We start from the raw sequence: 18,260 nt of genomic DNA, 5'->3' as shown, positions 1-18,260 counted from the left end.
TTTCCAGGCTAGCAGTTCTTTTATAAATATATGAATATTCTTTATTATCATCCTTTATGCGCTAAATCACGTTTTGCTCGAGTTATGCTTGGTGAAACCAACATTCCTTTTCATGGTAAAATTGAAGAATTCTGGAACTTGCGAGATAACTTAATTAAACTTAATCCTGCTCAAGAGCTACCAATATTGGTCTATGAGCAAAACTCTATAATAGGTATTCTACCTATTATAGAATTTTTAAGCGATTTACAGGATAAGAGTTATTTCTATGGTGCATCTCTTATAGAAAAAGCAGAAACTCGGAGGTTGGTTGATTGGTGTATAGGGAAGTTTTATCATGAGGTTTTAGCTCATATTGTATCTCAAAAGTTATTAATATTTTATGATAATTCTAAATATACTGATTCAAACTTGCTAAGGCATGCTAAAAATAATGCTAAATTTCATTTAAAATACTTTAATTATCTAATTAAAACTCGTGGATTTCTATCAGGAGATAAAATTACTGTTGCTGATTTTGGGGTGGCCAGCCTGATCTCCATCCTAGATTATCTTAATGATATTAACTGGATAGAATATCGTGAACTTAAAATTTGGTATTCTATTCTGAAATCTAGACCATCATTTAAACCATTGCTTGATGATGTTATTGCTGGCTTTATACCGTCTTCTCAATATAAAGAGTTAGATTTTTAAAAGGTTAATCTTTTAATTTTTCAAGAATAGTGTATAATATATTAAATACCTTGCTAGAGATATAAAATGCACTCATTCACACTAACATTATCAAATAATGATTTAAATCAGATTAAAGATGATAATCATTTTGCTCGTATATTTAATTGTATAAATTACGACATGGATTATAGCCTAGCAATAAGTCTTTTGAATTCAATAAAAAGAGCTCCTGATGCACCTCTTGTTCCCATAAAAGATAAGCAGGTTATCATTAATCAATTACGACAAGAAATTGCTTTTGGCTTCCGAAATAACCCTATGTATCCTCGTTTTTATGATTCTCAAGCTGAAATAAGCACCGATCAATATAGCAATAAAGAAAAGTTTTATTTTACGCTTATTACTGAACTCAACAAAGTTCAACCGGATTTAACTCGAGTCGTGAGTAAAATTGAAAGCTATTTAGAGACGATTGATACACAAGTTGCAAAAGATTTCTCAAGGCAAGAATATGAATTGAATGGAGAAGTACTTACTTTAGAAAATTCAGCAGATGATCAAACAAAACAAAAGGCTTTACCCACCTTCGTAACACAACTTCAGACAGAGCATGGTTTAAATGAATTGCAAGCTAAAGCTTTTCTTACTTTAGCACATCAAGCATTTGTAAAGTCATATCTTACTGCCTTTTTTGCAATAAGTGGTTCTAAATGCGTGCCTGATCTAGAGAGAGCAATTAGCAAGATAGTAGCAAATGATAGTGGTACATTTTTAGCAATGCAGCTTAAATATAATCAATTTATAACAAACAGTGATGGAGAAGTTATAACAAACAGTGATGGAGAAGTTAATAAAGAGCCACTTGGAGAGATTGATATTAATATACCATGTGATAAAATTTTCGCCAAGCAGCAATCAGCCTTTTTAATTGCCGGCGGAATCAAAATTCCTCAGTTTCAGGTGAATATTAAACCTTTATCTCCATTAATGTCTACTTTATGTAGCGAAGCTTCACAAAAGATAATTCAAGAATCTGCAAAAGATCCACAATTATTTTATACCACTCTTACTAGGCAGCTTTTAAGCCAGCGACCAGAAAACGTTATTAAGTATTTAAATCATGTAGAAAAAAGCTTGCCTCCAATAGCTAAAGAAAACTTATTATTTGGCCAATATAAAATGATTTTGTTACAAGATTTAAAACGCAATGATCCTAAGATCAAAATTAGCTCTCTTACACAACTGAAAGCCTATTTAGCAAGAGCTAAAGATTTTATTCTTAAATTTATAAAGTACAAACATATTGTTAACGAAGATAAAAAGCTGCAATCTATAAAAATAAAAGAAATTATTACTAATGAAATAAAATCAGCAAATAAGAATCAAAGATTACGGTAATAAAAAATAAAGGGAGGCATTTACCCCCCTTACAAACTTGTGCAAATTAAGCAAATAAATCAGCTGCAATTTCTGATATTTCCGCTGCTACATCATCTACAACTACGCCTTCTGGCATTTCCACTGCTACATTTGCAAAATGATCTTCAACTAAGTTTACATCTTGTACAAGAACTTCATCTAATTCTAAACTATCCATTTTTAAAACCTTTTAATCAATTTATTCATGGCTTGCTTGCCATCTTGCTTTTTTTAGCATTCCTAATACCAAGCGTCAATAGAAAATAAATTTATTAATTTTTTATTTTTATCTCCTAAGAATTTTAATAATTTGTTACCAAATGGGGTTTTTAATTTTTTTCATAAATTCTTGATGGAGTTGTTTTTCCTCACTCTTAATATTAAAGTTTCGTTGGGTAAAGTTTACTCTTTTTATTTCCATAGCCGTGTATTGTATTTGATTAGTTGTATTGGCAATTTCTAAAGCAGCCTGAGTATTGCCTTCCATCTTGATATATACATCTGCTAAAAGCTCAGCATCAAGTAATGCTCCGTGCTTATCACGATGAGAGTTATCAATCTTAAATTTTTTACATAACGCATCTAAATTGACTTTAGCACCAGGGAATTTCTTTCGTGCAAGTTCTAAGGTATCTATTACAACATTGAGAATTTGAACTTTATGAGGATCGAAGTGATGTCTGATAAATTTCATATCAAAACCGGCATTATGAATTACTAAAACGCTGTCGCCTATAAAGTTATAAAATTGCTCATAAACCTCTTCAAATTTAGGCTTATCTGTTAAAAATTCAGTGCTAATCCCATGTATCTCATAAGCTACAAGCGGAACATCCCGTTCGGGATTAATATAAACATGAAAGACATTGCCTGTTTTAACTTTATTAATTAATTCAATACAACCTATCTCAATAATTCGATGTCCTTGTAAAGGATCAAGTCCGGTGGTTTCCGTATCAAGTACTATTTCACGCATTGTTTAATTGTTTTAAAATTTGAATTAACGTTTGTAATGAGTGGCTCTTGCCATTACCTGTTTGTATAATGAAATCACTCATTTGCATTTTCTTAACATTAGATATTTGGTTTGCCAGAATTTGCTTAATTTGTAAATCATCATATTTTTTACGTTTATAAATTCTTTGTATTTGTAAAAATTGAGGTGCATTTACACAAATAACATAATCACACAAGTTATGTAGGCGCGCCTCAAATAATTTTGGTGCATCAATAATTATAAGCTTAATATAATTTCTTCTATATTGCTTAATTTTATTAATGATCAGATCGGTTAAAGCAGGATAAGTTATTTTCTCAAGCAAGTTAAGTTTACTTGTGTTACTAAAAACAACCTGAGCTAATTTACTTGAAGATAACTGGCCATTTTCTAAGCATTCAGGAAAACAATCTTTTACCTGTGTAGAGTTGGCAATAAGGGTTTTAGCTAACTTATCTAAATCTAATACTGGTATATGCTGATATTTAGCAAAATTAGCAATAGTACTTTTGCCCATCGCAATAGAGCCAGTAAGTCCCAATACTATCATTATTTATTTATACTTCAAAGACTTGTTGCAATGATTATAACACTATGCTAGCTTTTGTTTCAAATTATTTATTCTGCAATTCATTGTTATGAAAGATTACAATAAGTTATTTCAGATTAGTTCCAGCTATGCAACGGCTTTATTCCAGCAATCATTAGAGCTTAAAATATTAGATGCTGTTTATAATGAGTTTAGTACTTTAATTCAAGTGCTTACAGACCCTACGTTAAATAAGTTTTTTTTAAGCAACAAGTTTAATAAAAAAGTTATCAATCCTTTCTTTACAACTATTTTTCAGCATTTAGAAGCAAGTAAATTGCTTATACAATTTACGACTTTGTTAATTACAAACAACAAAATAGAGCTGTTATCCGAAATTTTTAATAAGTTTAAGAGATTTTATCTTGAGCATCAAGGTGTAGTTGAAGCCGTCGTGACAGTTGCACATAACAAAGATATAGAACACATGCAGGCAATCCTCAGTAAACTCGAAAAAGAACTGGGCAAGCATATTAACCCGCTTTATCAAATTGATCCCGAATTACTTGCTGGTTTTAAATTGCAAATCAACTCAAGAGTTATTGATGCTTCACTTGACAATACCTTAAAAAAACATCAAAAAAATATTATAAGATTAATGGAAGCCTTGTAGGCTTGGAGATTATAGATGGAAATAAAAGCAGCAGAAATTATAGATATAATTAAATCCCAAATTAGCTCTGCAGAATTGGGAGTGGACAATCAAGAAGTAGGCTCAGTTATAAGAATAGGCGATGGCATTGCAGAAATTTATGGGCTAGACAAAGTTCAAGTAGGGGAATTAGTATTATTTTCTTCTGGTGTTAAAGGAATGGTATTGAATTTAGTTTTAGATACCGTAGGTGTAGTAATTTTTGGTGAAGATAAGGAAGTAAAAGAAGGAGATACGGTTACACGTACTGGAGAAGTGGTTAGTGTTCCGGTCGGCAGAAATTTACTAGGTAGAGTAGTGGATGCTCTTGGTCATCCTATTGATGGCAAAGGTTCTATTGAAGGTACTGAGCAAAAAAGAATTGAGGTTAAAGCTCCCGATATTATCTCTAGAAAATCCGTACATGAACCTGTCCAAACCGGTATTAAAGCTATTGATGCACTTATCCCTATTGGAAGAGGCCAACGTGAATTAATCATTGGTGATAGACAAACAGGCAAAACCACAATAGCGCTAGATACCATATTAAATCAGCGCAACAATAATAAATCTTCCGACGAATCAAAAAAGCTTTACTGTATTTACGTAGCAATTGGGCAAAAAAGATCAACAGTTGCCCAAGTAGTAAAAAAACTTGAAGAAGCTGGCGCTCTTGATTATACCATTATAGTTTCTGCCACCGCTTCTGATGCAGCACCTATGCAATTTTTAGCTCCATATGCAGCTTGTGCAATGGGAGAATTTTTCCGTGATAATGGAATGCATTGTTTAATTGTTTATGATGATTTAAGCAAGCATGCGGTCGCTTACAGACAAATGTCTTTATTATTGCGCCGCCCGCCAGGACGGGAAGCATATCCAGGGGATGTATTCTATTTACACTCTAGATTGCTTGAGCGTGCCGCCAAAATGTCAGATGTAAAAGGTGGGGGTTCTTTAACTGCACTACCTATTGTTGAAACTCAGGCAAGTGACGTTTCGGCTTATATACCAACCAACGTAATTTCCATTACGGATGGGCAAATATTCCTGGAAAATGACTTGTTTTACAAAGGCGTAAGACCGGCTGTGAATGTAGGAATTTCAGTAAGCCGTGTAGGTTCTGCTGCTCAAATTAAGGCGATGAAACAAGTTGCCGGTAGTATTAAACTTGATTTGGCGCAATTTAGAGAAATGGAAGCTTTTGCTCAATTCGGCTCTGATTTAGATCAAACAACTCAAAAGTTATTGGAACGTGGCAAAAGGTTGACAGAGCTTTTGAAGCAACCACCTTATCAACCTTTACAGGTTGAAGAGCAGGTTATCATACTATATGCAGGAGTAAGAGGATATCTAGATAATATTCCTACCAATAAAGTTCAGCAATTTGAAAAGGACTTACTAAATATACTTAAGCTTCAACATAAAGATTTATTGAATGTAATAGCTGAAGAACAAAAAATTAGTGAAGCTACAGAAGGTAAAATTAAGGAATTACTAGGAAATTTAGTATCTAATTATACAAGTTAGGAAAGTAACATTAATGACAAGTTTAAAAGCTTTAAAAGTTAGAATTAAGTCAGTTAAATCTACTCAGAAAATTACTCAAGCCATGAAAATGGTTGCAGCTTCTAAATTGAGAAAGGCTAGAACTAAGCTTGAATGTTCCTTACCATATTTTAATAATTTAAAATCAATCACTAATAATATCCTCCCTTCTGTAGACTTTGAAGAAATGAATGATTTTCTTAAGCTAGCCCTTAAAGGTAACTCAGATAAGAAATATTTAATAATAATTACTTCTTCAGATCGCGGCTTATGTGGAAGCTTTAATGTTAATATTTTTAAAGCAGCAAAAAAATATATTCAAGATATTGAACAACTTGGAAAAAATTATGATATTGTTACTATAGGTAATAAGGCTTTTGATCATTTTAAAGTCAGCCATAAACATAAAATTTTTACAAGTTTTAGCGATATCACCAAACAATCATTAAGCTTTGATACTGCTAAGAAAATTGCTGATGAATTATTAAATACAGTACTCCAAGGTGCTTATGATCATATTATGATAGTATATAGCAATTTTAAATCTATTCTATCTCAAGAAACACACATAAAACAATTATTCCCTATTGATATTGCACCTAATACTGCATTGCCAGACACGGCGGTATCTTATGAGTTTGAACCATCACCTAGTGTTATCTTAGAAAAGATACTGTATAAAAATTTAATTTCTCAAATATATCACTGTTTGCTTGAGAATGCTGCAAGTGAACAAGGTTCTCGTATGAATGCTATGGATAATGCCACTCGCAATGCTAGTGAAATGATCAATCAATTATCATTGGTTTATAATAGAACTAGACAAAGTATCATTACTAAAGAATTAATTGAAATAATATCAGGCGCTGAAGCAATTTAATTATAAGGTTTTTTAAATGTCTCAATTTAAAGGAAAAATTTCTCAGGTTATCTCTGCAGTAGTGGATGTACAATTTTCTGATAATAATGTGCCCCCAATTCTTAATGCATTAGAGTGCGAAAATAATGGTCAAAAGCTAATTCTTGAAGTGGCTCAGCATATTGGTGAAAATACAGTACGGACTATTGCAATGGATAGCACTGAAGGATTAGTGCGAGGACTAGAAGTAGTTGATACAGGTAGACCCATAACTGTTCCTGTAGGGCATGAAACATTAGGAAGAATCATTAATGTTATTGGGGAACCAATTGATGAAAGAGGTGATCTTCATGCTAAACATTATGCCTCAATTCATGCACCGGCACCTTCTTTTGTTAACCAATCTACAAAGAAGGAAATCCTGATTACAGGCATTAAGGTTATTGACCTATTAGCACCTTATGCTAAAGGTGGTAAAATAGGCTTGTTTGGAGGTGCAGGAGTTGGTAAAACAGTTATTATTATGGAGTTGATAAATAATATCGCTAAAGCTCATGGTGGTTACTCGGTTTTTGCAGGAGTAGGAGAGCGTACTCGTGAAGGAAATGATTTATATCATGAAATGATCGAATCAAAAGTAATCAATTTAGAAGAGCCTAGCAAATCTAAAGTATCTCTTGTTTACGGCCAAATGAATGAACCTCCAGGTGCTCGTTCACGCGTGGCGCTTACCGGGCTAACTATTGCTGAATATTTTCGTGATCAAGAATCACAAGACGTATTATTTTTTGTTGATAATATATTTCGTTTTACTCAGGCTGGATCAGAAGTATCAGCGTTATTAGGTAGAATTCCTTCTGCTGTAGGCTATCAACCAACCTTAGCAACTGATATGGGTGCTTTACAAGAAAGAATCACCTCTACAAATAAAGGTTCTATTACCTCGGTACAAGCAATTTATGTTCCTGCAGATGATCTTACAGATCCGGCACCTGCAGCCTCTTTTATACATTTAGATGCTACCACAGTATTAAACAGGCAAATTGCAGAGCTTGGCATTTATCCTGCAGTTGATCCTCTTGACAGTACTTCTCAAATGTTAGATCCTCATGTAATTGGTGAAGAGCATTATAATATTGCGCGTGAAGTACAACGTATTTTACAAACCTACAAATCTTTACAAGATATAATTGCTATTTTAGGAATGGACGAATTATCAGAAGAAGACAAATTAGTAGTTGCTAGGGCAAGAAAAATACAGCGTTTCCTATCTCAACCTTTTCATGTAGCTGAGGTATTTACTGGTTCTCCTGGAAAATTTGTATCGCTTGAAGAAACAATACAAGGGTTTAAAGGGTTAATTGAAGGTGAGTATGATGCTCTTCCTGAAGCTGCTTTTTATATGGTAGGTAACATTGAAGAAGCTAAACAAAAAGCGATTAAGTTAGCATTAGAGGCTTAATATTAATGGACGATAAAAATTTACACCCATCTCATCCATCTACATCCTTGCAAGTTGTAATGGTTTCACCAGACTCTCAAGAAGAATTTAATGGTGTAAAATTATTAAATTTAACTACGGAAGATGGTGAGATGGGTGTAATGCCCGGACATATTCCAATGATTGTGATGTTGATTAAGTCCCAGATTGTGATGTCTTTAAATAATCTTGTTGAAATTTTTGAAATTGAAGAAGGATTTGCAGAGATATCTACTGATCAGGTAACCATTATTGTTGAAAAAGTTTTGAGAGTAAGTTAGCTTGTATTAAGTTCAGTGTATAATTTAATATTAAAATTTATTTTTTAGATGTGGCTTTTACTTTTAATTCTATTTATTCTTATTATTTTAACTTTTGCTAAAGCTTCTTTTTTAAGCAAGTTATTATTTTTCTGTATAACAATCGCTATTTTTTATATTATTCTCCATCGCGAGCAGAGTTTAATTAAAAATAATTTTTCTAAAATATATCATTTTATTGATAAAGCCACTAATTATAACCTTTCAAAGGTTACCCACGTACTCAGCAGCCTAACAGGCAGAACTTTAACTTATTTAGAACATTTAGCTGAGAGATATGCTCAATTATTAGGTAAAACATTCTCAATATTGCTGAGTTCTCTTAAAAATATTAGTGATGCAATTATAGAAAAACTTTTTAACAACCCATTATTAGAGGAAAGTAGAAAAAGTAATCAAAATAAACTTGCTATGCGAATTATGAGCTTGGTAAAAAGGCTTTTTAGAACTATGCTGTTTTCAACTTTATTTATAAAAAATAGTAACAGCTCACAGGAAGGTTTGGCTAAGCAAAGTGAAAGTATTAAAGATTCATCACCATTGGGTAATGGCTATAAAAATGCTGCTGAGCATGGTAACCATACCGACAAAACAGAATTTAATCGCGCTATTAAGTCTCAATTAAATGAGAGTGTTGCTCAAAATTTTTTCAAATATTTTCAAACTATTGAAACAGGTAAATTTCATTCTTCAAATCCACACTTACATTCTAAGCAATCACTAAAAGAACCTGCCCATGACTCTTCTAACAAATCAGATTTATTATTAAAAAATGGCAACCAGTTCATTAGCCTTGCAAATTTTTTATCGCGCAATCAAAGTTTAATTTCCAAAAACTACTCGCCGAAGCAAACTAATCTTATGTTTGGTACATTAATTAGTGCTTTAAATACTTTATTAAAATTAAATCCATCTTTCAATAAGGCTCAAAAGGCTGTTGAAATTTTAGAAAAAATTATGCAATCGCATCATATATCTCCTGAATATCCTGAGAATGCGGACAGATTATATCAACTTATAACTGATATTGTAAACCAACAAAGTTATTCTCATTTTGTATAGCAGCTAGGTATCTGTCTCGGTTGCCTGTAAATCAGCATTTGATATATCAGCAAAAGAAAAGAAAAAAGAAAAGATATTCTCTAAGAAACTATCCGGTGGAGTCTAGAACATTCAAGGTTTATTTTATTTTGCAGGCAATGGAATAAAGTTTTAAGCAAAGCACAACACTCATATAGTATTTTTGGTATAGGAATTCTAGCCAGGACTGCAGCATAACCAAGAGATCTTCATCACAATTGAGCAATTAAATACTCATAAATTGTAAGAGAAGATAACCTTCAAATAGCAGAGTAACAAGCAACCTTATGAAAATATTGAGCTTGATGAAAGTTATTTGGAGAGATTCATAAAGGTAAGCGTAGTTGTGGTGAATAGACCGGAAAGGCCAGGTATTAAAATACTGAAATATGGCAACCAAGCTTATATTCAAATAATTATACCAAATCTCTACAACCCTATTGGCTATTCTTCAATACAAAATAAAGCCTGGTAGTATATAATCTTTAGGCTGATTGCTATAAATCCTAGCTCTTGATATATCCAAATTCAACCATTATACGATTAATCATATCAATGATGTAAAAAACTTCTTCCTCAAGATAAGCACCACCTTAGGAAATATACTGCTATACTCCATTCATTCTTCAAAAATGCGCATAACGTTTTAAAACAGTGGGCTATCAAAAACTCTGCTTAAGGACCCTTAACAGTATACAGAAAAAACAAGTATCACCATCCCCCAAATTTTTTGATTAAAATTTATATAGGATGCTGTTTAATGACTCTGCTCTGCAGATCGGTCTAAATTGTTTTAGGTAAAGGTGAAATATTTAAAATATCATCATAATCATTAAATTTACGTCTACGATCAACAAAGTTACCTACAATAACGTTAGCCCTCTCAGGATTTTGCCTGACAGCTGAAGCTAAACTTTCTACTGCTCTGATATTATCATCATTAGGCATAAAAGATAATATTTCTACTAATTTGTGAATACGCTTCTTCTCATTGTCATCTGCACTTACAAGCCATGTTTGCTGAGCAAGCTCTAAAGCAAAATCATAATATCCAATTAATAAGGCACAGGTAAAAAGTACTGCTATTTCCCTAAAAGAAAGTTCTCTAGTTAGATATCCCCCACCTAAAGGATCTTTAAAAAAGATCGCATCACAATATAAGGCTCGCTCCATGGAAATATGATGATTTTTATCAAGCAATTTTTTAGAACGCCCATGAATTGGCATAAATCCATAAAACACAAAACCTGCTTTTCTTAACTCAATCTCAATTTCAGAAAATAATTTTTGATCTTTATATAATTCACAAAATGCCACTTCACAGATAATTGCCATTGTTCGTTCATTCAGACAGCGTGTCGCTCCTTGGAAAATTTCATATTCTGTACCTTGGGTATCTATTTTAATAAACTCCCCATAATGTTGATTGAGGTGAACAGTATTATATAATACATTATCTAATGTATCTGTTTTAAGTGGCCATGTTCCCACCTCTTCCCATTTCACCATATTATAGCGCTTTGTAAAAGCAGTATTTGGCCTTAATAATGAATGGTTAGTTGGTGCAGATAATAAACGCAAAATTGACTCACCTTGCTCACCAGCAAGAGCAGTAGGTTCTAATCTGAAATCTGCCCAAGTTTGAGTTATTTCCGGTATGCTATTTAACCGTTCACATTCTTCTTGATCGGGCTCAAAGCCAAGCACTGAAGTAATTTTGGCGATAGGCTCCATAATATCATGTGCTCCACCTCTAGCTCCAATATCAATAAAGCCTAAAGGGGTTTTAAGTAGCTCTTGTCCAACTTGTGATTGAATAAATAATTGGTTATCCGCAAGATAATTTAGCTGATTTGATAAAAACATAAATAAAAACTAACAAATTTATAATATATTCACAGTTATAATAGCTTTATATATTGGTCAAGTAATAATTGAATATCTTATTCAGCAGTTCAACCTATATATGCTCCGGTCTTTAAATGATCTTTCATCTCTAAGCAATTTGACTTTATTTATTGAAATAATCTTGGCCGTATTTATTAAAGTAATCTTCGTAGGTTCCCTTAAAATCCATTATACCTTTTGGCGAGAGTGCTATTACTCTATTGGCTATATTACTGGCAAAATCTCTATCATGACTAACCATAATCAAAGTACCGTCATAATTAATTAGCGCTTGTTTTAGTGCTTCCTTAGCTTCAATATCTAGATGGTTTGTTGGCTCATCAAGCACTAAAACATTGCTCTCTTCTAACATAATTTTTCCCAAAAGCAGCCTGGCTCCTTCGCCACCACTAAGATTTAAAATATTTTTATACACCTCATCTTGCCTAAATAATACATTACCTAGCGTGTTTCGTATTTTACCACTATTTTCATGATCAACGAATTTGCCAAGCCAATCTAATACAGTAATGCTTTCATTTAACAATTCATGGTGATCCTGAGCAAAATATGAAATATGGGTTTCATATCCCCATTCATATGCACCGTTATCAGCACTCAATCTACCTAAAATAATTTTAAGTAAGGTTGATTTGCCAGTGCCGTTAGGGCCAATTATAATTATTTTTTCACCTTTAGTTACTGTAAAATTCACTTTATTAAGTACATTTTTTTCAGCAAATTTTTTTGCTATGTCATTTGCTTTTACTACTACTTTTCCGGAAGGACGCTTAGGTTTAAAATTAAAATTAGGCGCAATACGTGAGCTTTTTTCAATATTAGGTAGTTCCATTTTATCAATTAATTTTTGCCTTGAAGCACTTTGCTTGGAGCGAGTTGCAGAAGCTCTAAAACGTTCTACAAATACTTTCATATGAGCAATCTTGTTTTCTAAATAATTACGCTCCTGTAATTTACTTTCCATTAATTGCTGCTTTTCTTGCACGAATCTATCGTAATTACCTACATATAATCTAATCTCGCCGTAATCTATATCAAGTATATGAGTAGCTAAGTTATTTAAAAAAGTGAGATCATGTGAAATATATACCAGCACCCCTTTAAATTTTTGTCTAAGATATTGTTCAAGCCAATATATGGTAACAATATCAAGATGGTTTGTTGGCTCATCGAGTAACAATATATCAGGATTTTCAAATAAACTTTGAGCCAGCAGTACGCGCAGCTTATAACCACCAGATAATACTGATAATGGTTGATAATGATATTCTTCCTTGATCCCTAAGCCCACAAGCAGCTCAGCTGCAACTGCTTCAGCAGTGTAGCCATCATTATCAAAAATAACCTGTTCAAGCTCGCCAAGCCTATAACCTGCTTCTTCATCAAAAATATCTTTAGCAATAATCTCTTCTTTTTCTTTCATTGCTTGCCAAAGTTCATTTTTACCGGCAATCACAGTATTAATAATAGCAGTATTTTCATAATAAAATTGATCTTGCTTCAACCAACCTATTTGGGAATGTTTAGTTACACTTACTTCTCCAAAGCTAGATTCTTCGGCACCTGCAATTACTTTAAGGAAAGTTGATTTACCACAGCCATTGGCACCAACTATGCCGTATCTGTTATTGGTAGTTAAATTAAGATTTACATCGGTAAAAAGTATTTTGGGACCGAAATTAACGGCTAAATTAGTAATTGTAATCATTCTTAATCCTGAATAATGCTATTCTATTGTGTTAAGCTTAACTTAAGCAAATTATCTTGTTATTTATATTTAGAAGGTTTAAATGGCGGGACGCCCAGCAACCTTAATGAAACCTTACTATAATCATTTTAGCATTTTATGCCATTATTTATTTGGCAGAAAAGTAATAAATGAAAATCGTAGACTTACTTCAGCAAGCTCACCTATTTTGTACATGTGTTTCTCAGTATGGAGCCAGGTTGCTAGCTAGGCTTTTCGGATGATTGTTTCTTAGGCATTTTTTACTTCATGATTACTGGTAGTAATAGAGCAAGGCGCCTCTGAATTCTTTGCAGGTTTTCAGGATGGCACGTTGCTTTATTCTTGAATCTGCTCTACTCTTTCATTAACGGCTTGATGAAGGTCCGCATAATACAAAATTTATATTATAACTTTTTCCATTTTTTAACCTTAAGCTCTTTAACGGCTTAAGATTATACATTTTATCTGGACAGATAACCCGTTTATTACTACAGAAGTATTTTCTTAACGCATATTATACTCAAGCAAATAATTATATTAAATGGCGCCCATTGGCTTACTAAGTCTTAACGCCTCTACTTTGTCCTTTTTTAGGAAGAATGGGTGAATTATTTGTCATGGTATTTTTAAATTTTTCACCAGCACTCTTAATTTTAGAGCCAATTTTTTTAATAGCACTAAGATCAATACCTTTTTTGGTAAGTTGCTGTACTTGAACACTTTCTTTTGCGGCTTGTTGGCTATATTGTATTTTATTAACCATTTTCTGACTTATATCGCCCAATACTTGAGTCATTGCCGTTTTTACATTGCCTTTATCTTGAATGATCTTATCAAAATTGGTAGCTAGCTTCCTTACATCCATAGCATCAAATGCTTTTCCATGCTTTGCGGTATGATGGTTTAATTGGTTGAATGTATCATTTGAAATTTCTGTTAAATTATCTTTTTCGCCTTTACTAAGATTACTTGCATTAATAGATTTATTCATATGCAATTGTAAATCCATCAAGGTGCTTGCTTCATGTCGGGCTGGTACTTTAGCAGCATTCATCTTAGTCATGCGTTCCATTGAATGTTGGTGATATTGCTGAAATTCTGGAACACTGAGTTGAGGTAGCTCTAGCTTAATTTTAGCGCCATTGTCTTCTTTCAGATATTCTTCCAAGCTGATCTCATCAGCCCTTTCCTGTGGTGATCTATCATCTACCACTCGCTCACTTCGTGGAGTTTTAATGCTTTTTTGGCCAACTTCACCTTTTTCCTGCTTTGATAGCTGTCCTGCTTGATTGATATTATCTTTATCTGCCATATTTCCCCCTTGGATAATAAAGAGGTTACAATGTAACCTCTTTAGGTATAAATTTACTTTATTTAAAAAGGTTTACATTTTTTCTGCCACTTCGGCCTTGATTTTGCTCTTTATTACGGATTTGAGTTAACTTTTCTGTAACATCACTGATAGCAATTGACAGCACACCTTTGAGTCCTTTGGAGATATCACCAATTGCTTTTAAAGTAGTTGCAGATTTGTTAATTGAAGCTACTGGCGCTTCTTTCTTTTTATGCTCATCTTTTGCAGTATTGCCAGGAATTCTAATGCTATTAACCATTTCTTGAGGTTGAGGAGCCTGAGGTTTAGCCCATATAATTTTATTAATCCCTGCTTCTAAACTTTTATAAGCAGCTTCTAACTTGCCTTCCCTAATAGCTTGCTTTTCTTGCTTTTGCATTTGAGCTTGAACTTGTTGAGGATTTATAAATTTGGCTAAATCACTTTTGATGGTAATGGCTTGCTTATCAATTTCAGAAGCTTTAGGTACTTGAGCAGTTTGTTGCTTTTGCTGTAATTGTTCTTTTTTCTCTTGCTTTGGTGCTTGCTGGGTTTTGCCTTCTCTAATAGCATCTATTCTAGCACCGGCCTCTTTTTTAAATGCCTCTTGTTGCTCAAAATTTAAGGTTAATTTAACATTACCTATTTTTAAGGTAAGATCTTTGTAAATAGGCTTTTGTGTACCTTCTGCGGCTGCTGTTTTGATTGACTGCTGGTGTGAAAAAGTAATTTCGTTTCTTATTGCCTGAATCTTTTTAACATCATTCATTGATGTTAAAAGTTCTGAAAAATTTACTTGCTGTGAATCTGTTTTTTTAGACATAGCTTTCTCCAAATATACAACTATTTAATATATTGTATTAAATTATTAATATAATAGCAATATGAATAGTTAAAGAATTAATCTTTATTTGTGAAATTTTTGTTGATCAAATAATTCGCGTGCTTTAGCAAGCCTAAGGAATCTAATAAAGCTGTAGATAACAGAATCTATAAAGCCGTGTAGACCAAAAATAAAATGTCGTCTTAATATAAAGGATTTAAAGAAAAATAGAAAAGGTTCAAAAATTAAGCGGATAAGTGATGGGTTGCGGCCTTGGCTAAGTAAATCTTCAGCTTGTTCAGTGGTAACGAAATTACCTTTATAAACCATTTGCCAAATTGATAACATAGAGCGATGAAAAACAGGTTTTGTAAGGGTTACCACCTCATTCTCATTCATTCTCTCTTTGTTAATTATTACTGAATCGTGGGTTTTATGAATTTGGGTTTTATTAGCAAAACTTGCGAAATCTCTGTGATAAAATCTGATCGGTGCATTAAAAGGAGCAAATCTTCTAATTCGATTCTCAAATCTATGAACCACTGTGATTTTAAGCCGATAAGCTTTTTTAGATGGTTCATTACCATTTTTAAATAAAGCCTGAATTTCAGCTGCTAGCTCAGGACTGACCTCTTCATCTGCATCAATATTTAAGATCCATTTATGGGCACAAAGCGACTCCCCATAAATTTTCTGTACTTCATAACCTTGCCAAGCATGATAAACAACTTTGCATCCTAAATTTTCAGCTATCTCAACCGTTTTATCTGTACTACCGCTGTCGATAACAATAACTTCATCAACCCAATCTATAACGCTTTCAATGACTTGCGCAATACGCAAAGCTTCATTTTTAGCAATAATAAATACAGAAATTGGAAGTCTATTATGTGACATTTAATCCAAGCAGGTTATTATATACGTTAATAGTTTGCTCTTGCATATTCTTAAGGTTAAAATTTTCTATCACATGTTGTCTAGCATTTTTTGCAATTAGCTCTTTTTCATGTTTACTTAAGTTCAAAGCGTGATTGATTTTTTCTGCAAAATCTATAGGGTTTTTATTTTCAAATAACAATCCTGTCTTGCCATCAATTATAGTTTCTACACATCCACCTACATTACTGGCAATAACTATTTTACCCATAGATTGAGCTTCAATAGCCACCCTACCAAAGGCCTCACCTTTAATGGAAGGAACCACTACTAAATCCGCAATGCTATAAAGAGATGGCATATCCTTTAAAGGATCTGCAAAAATAATTTTATTTTCGAGCTTATAATCAGCCACTAGCTTCTTAAGCTTTTCTTGATACCTAGGATGATGATTTTCGCCAATTATAATCCCAAGAAAATCTTGCTCTTTTAAATAACTTAGAGCTTCTATAAATATTTCTTGCCCCTTCCAATTGCTAATCCTGCCTGGTAGCATTATCAAACTCTTATTACTTACATCATAATGTATACCTAATTTGGCTAATACAATTTCTTGCATTTGCTTAGTGATTCTATTTGCATTAAAGTAAGCCGGATCAATTCCTCGATGGATAACAGTTATCTTGGATTCTACTTCAGGATAAAGTTCAACAATATGTGCTTTAATATAATTTGATACCGCAATAATTGCATCACTTTTAACCATTATTTGGTTATAATGTTTTTTGAACAAATTATTCCCATAAAGACCATGAAAAGTAGTTACAAATGGTATACCTGCTTTTTTAGCCGCATAATATCCACTCCATGCAGGAGCTCGTGATCGGGCATGTAATAAATTTATTCCATGTTCTTTAATAATACCTGTTAAAAGCTTGATATTACGATACATAACTAAAGGATTTTTAGAGTGTAAGGGTAAATGCAGATGCTTTATATTAAGCTCTATTAACTTACTTACCAATCTTCCACCATTAGAAGATACTATAGATTGCATATTATTTTCGCTGATTGCTTGAGCAATCTCGATAGTACCACGTTCTACTCCTCCAGAATTTAAAGCAGGTAAAATCTGTAAGATAGTTGGCTTATGTTCTTTTTTATGATATTGCATAGGGAGTTTCAAATCATTGATAGGGTTGATTAATTATGAATGATACAAAATTTATAAATATTTGTGCTAATCACACACTTGCTTACCTTAAAAATATAGTAAAGTCAAACGACACACCTGAAATAGTTTTTATTCATGGATTTAGGTCTGATAAACGTGGCACTAAAACTACGGAACTATGGAACTATTGTGTTAATAACAATTTAGATTTTCTGTCTTTTGATTTAAGCAACCATGGCGAATCCAGTGGTGATAAGTTTGATGGATCTTTAGATTCTTGGTTAAAAGATGTGATTTTGGTGTTAGAAAAACTGACTTCACGTGACATTATCTTAATAGGTTCCAGCATGGGCGGTTGGCTTGCTATGTTAGCAGCACTTCATATGCCCAAACGCATTAAAGGATTTATTGGAATTGCTGCAGCCCCCGATTTTACAGAAGATTTCTTTTGGGAAAAATTAAATACAGTTGAAAGAGATACTTTATTAGCTCAAGGAGAAATCAATATTAATTATCCAGAGAGCAATACTTACTACTTTGTGAGAAAAGAATTAGTTGTAGATAGTAGAAAACATCTTTTATTAAATAAATCACAAATCGAAATAAATTGTCCTGTAAGGCTGCTTCAAGGCATGGAAGATTTGTCTGTACCCTATGTAAAGGCGATTAATATCGCTCATAAGATAACCTCTACAAATGTAAGAGTTGAATTAATAAAAGATGGAGATCATCGTTTATCACGACCAGAGGATATCAGCATATTACTAAGCAATTTAGAAGAGCTGCTAAGTGCTAAATAATTACTAAAACTTTGTA

Annotated in this window: 18 protein-coding genes; 9 read left to right on the top strand and 9 right to left on the bottom strand. The window is 32.9% G+C overall.

Annotated features, from left to right (window positions below; genetic code table 11):
• The first annotated feature begins 30 nt into the window (after positions 1-30).
• On the top strand, positions 31-696 hold the full coding sequence (locus tag EF513_RS03875; RefSeq protein ID WP_125216105.1) for a glutathione S-transferase family protein: 666 nt from the start codon (positions 31-33) through the stop codon (positions 694-696).
• Positions 697-762: 66 nt separating this feature from the next.
• Complete coding sequence (locus EF513_RS03870; protein ID WP_125216104.1) at positions 763-2,076, top strand: hypothetical protein; 1,314 nt, start codon at positions 763-765, stop codon at positions 2,074-2,076.
• A 46-nt stretch (positions 2,077-2,122) separates the two neighbouring features.
• On the opposite strand, the gene EF513_RS07885 is transcribed toward EF513_RS03870, so the two are convergent.
• The 3 genes from EF513_RS07885 to coaE form a co-directional block, all read right to left on the bottom strand.
• On the bottom strand, positions 2,123-2,275 hold the full coding sequence (locus tag EF513_RS07885) for a hypothetical protein (protein WP_164503818.1): 153 nt from the start codon (positions 2,273-2,275) through the stop codon (positions 2,123-2,125).
• Between the two features lie 135 nt (positions 2,276-2,410).
• Entirely contained in the window at positions 2,411-3,073 is a 663-nt protein-coding gene (gene dnaQ / locus EF513_RS03865) for a DNA polymerase III subunit epsilon (protein WP_125216103.1), read from the bottom strand.
• Positions 3,066-3,644, bottom strand: a complete 579-nt coding sequence (gene coaE / locus EF513_RS03860) for a dephospho-CoA kinase (protein WP_125216102.1) — start codon at positions 3,642-3,644, stop codon at positions 3,066-3,068. The genes dnaQ and coaE overlap by 8 nt, the downstream gene beginning before the upstream one ends.
• An 88-nt stretch (positions 3,645-3,732) precedes the next feature.
• On the opposite strand from coaE, the gene atpH reads away from it, so the two are divergent.
• The 6 genes from atpH to EF513_RS03830 are packed head-to-tail and all read left to right on the top strand — an operon-like array spanning position 3,733 to position 9,583.
• Complete coding sequence (gene atpH, locus EF513_RS03855; protein WP_125216101.1) at positions 3,733-4,296, top strand: ATP synthase F1 subunit delta; 564 nt, start codon at positions 3,733-3,735, stop codon at positions 4,294-4,296.
• A gap of 15 nt (positions 4,297-4,311) precedes the next feature.
• A complete protein-coding gene (gene atpA, locus EF513_RS03850) occupies positions 4,312-5,844 on the top strand; it encodes a F0F1 ATP synthase subunit alpha (protein ID WP_125216100.1) in 1,533 nt (510 codons plus the stop codon).
• A gap of 13 nt (positions 5,845-5,857) precedes the next feature.
• Positions 5,858-6,742, top strand: a complete 885-nt coding sequence (gene atpG, locus EF513_RS03845) for an ATP synthase F1 subunit gamma (protein WP_125216099.1) — start codon at positions 5,858-5,860, stop codon at positions 6,740-6,742.
• A gap of 16 nt (positions 6,743-6,758) precedes the next feature.
• Positions 6,759-8,183 carry a F0F1 ATP synthase subunit beta gene (gene atpD, locus EF513_RS03840; RefSeq protein ID WP_125216098.1) on the top strand — a complete coding sequence of 475 codons (1,425 nt, stop codon included), beginning with the start codon at positions 6,759-6,761 and terminating at the stop codon, positions 8,181-8,183.
• 5 nt (positions 8,184-8,188) lie between these two features.
• Complete coding sequence (locus EF513_RS03835) at positions 8,189-8,482, top strand: F0F1 ATP synthase subunit epsilon (RefSeq protein ID WP_125216097.1); 294 nt, start codon at positions 8,189-8,191, stop codon at positions 8,480-8,482.
• 48 nt (positions 8,483-8,530) lie between these two features.
• Positions 8,531-9,583 carry a hypothetical protein gene (locus EF513_RS03830; protein ID WP_125216096.1) on the top strand — a complete coding sequence of 351 codons (1,053 nt, stop codon included), beginning with the start codon at positions 8,531-8,533 and terminating at the stop codon, positions 9,581-9,583.
• Between the two features lie 801 nt (positions 9,584-10,384).
• On the opposite strand, the gene EF513_RS03825 is transcribed toward EF513_RS03830, so the two are convergent.
• The 6 genes from EF513_RS03825 to EF513_RS03800 all read right to left on the bottom strand — a co-directional run bounded on the left by EF513_RS03825 (position 10,385) and on the right by EF513_RS03800 (position 17,444).
• The gene (locus tag EF513_RS03825; RefSeq protein WP_125216095.1) at positions 10,385-11,467 is read right to left on the bottom strand and encodes an FkbM family methyltransferase; all 1,083 of its coding nucleotides are present in this window, start codon (positions 11,465-11,467) and stop codon (positions 10,385-10,387) included.
• Positions 11,468-11,612: 145 nt separating this feature from the next.
• Positions 11,613-13,217, bottom strand: coding sequence for an ABC-F family ATP-binding cassette domain-containing protein (locus EF513_RS03820; protein ID WP_125216094.1), 1,605 nt, complete (start codon positions 13,215-13,217; stop codon positions 11,613-11,615).
• Positions 13,218-13,797: 580 nt separating this feature from the next.
• The gene (locus EF513_RS03815; RefSeq protein ID WP_125216093.1) at positions 13,798-14,550 is read right to left on the bottom strand and encodes a hypothetical protein; all 753 of its coding nucleotides are present in this window, start codon (positions 14,548-14,550) and stop codon (positions 13,798-13,800) included.
• A 58-nt stretch (positions 14,551-14,608) separates the two neighbouring features.
• Positions 14,609-15,394: a hypothetical protein gene (locus tag EF513_RS03810; protein WP_125216092.1), complete on the bottom strand. Its 786-nt coding sequence runs from the start codon at positions 15,392-15,394 to the stop codon at positions 14,609-14,611.
• A gap of 84 nt (positions 15,395-15,478) precedes the next feature.
• Complete coding sequence (locus EF513_RS03805; RefSeq protein WP_125216091.1) at positions 15,479-16,291, bottom strand: glycosyltransferase family 2 protein; 813 nt, start codon at positions 16,289-16,291, stop codon at positions 15,479-15,481.
• Complete coding sequence (locus EF513_RS03800; RefSeq protein WP_125216090.1) at positions 16,281-17,444, bottom strand: glycosyltransferase family 4 protein; 1,164 nt, start codon at positions 17,442-17,444, stop codon at positions 16,281-16,283. The genes EF513_RS03805 and EF513_RS03800 overlap by 11 nt, the downstream gene beginning before the upstream one ends.
• A 35-nt stretch (positions 17,445-17,479) precedes the next feature.
• Between EF513_RS03800 and EF513_RS03795 the strand changes: the two genes are divergently transcribed.
• Entirely contained in the window at positions 17,480-18,244 is a 765-nt protein-coding gene (locus tag EF513_RS03795) for an alpha/beta hydrolase (RefSeq protein ID WP_125216089.1), read from the top strand.
• Positions 18,245-18,260 lie beyond the last annotated feature (16 nt).

The organism is Rickettsiales endosymbiont of Stachyamoeba lipophora (assembly GCF_003932735.1).
Lineage (GTDB): Bacteria > Pseudomonadota > Alphaproteobacteria > Rickettsiales > 33-17 > RICK01.
This window is presented reverse-complemented; position numbering and strand designations above follow the sequence as displayed.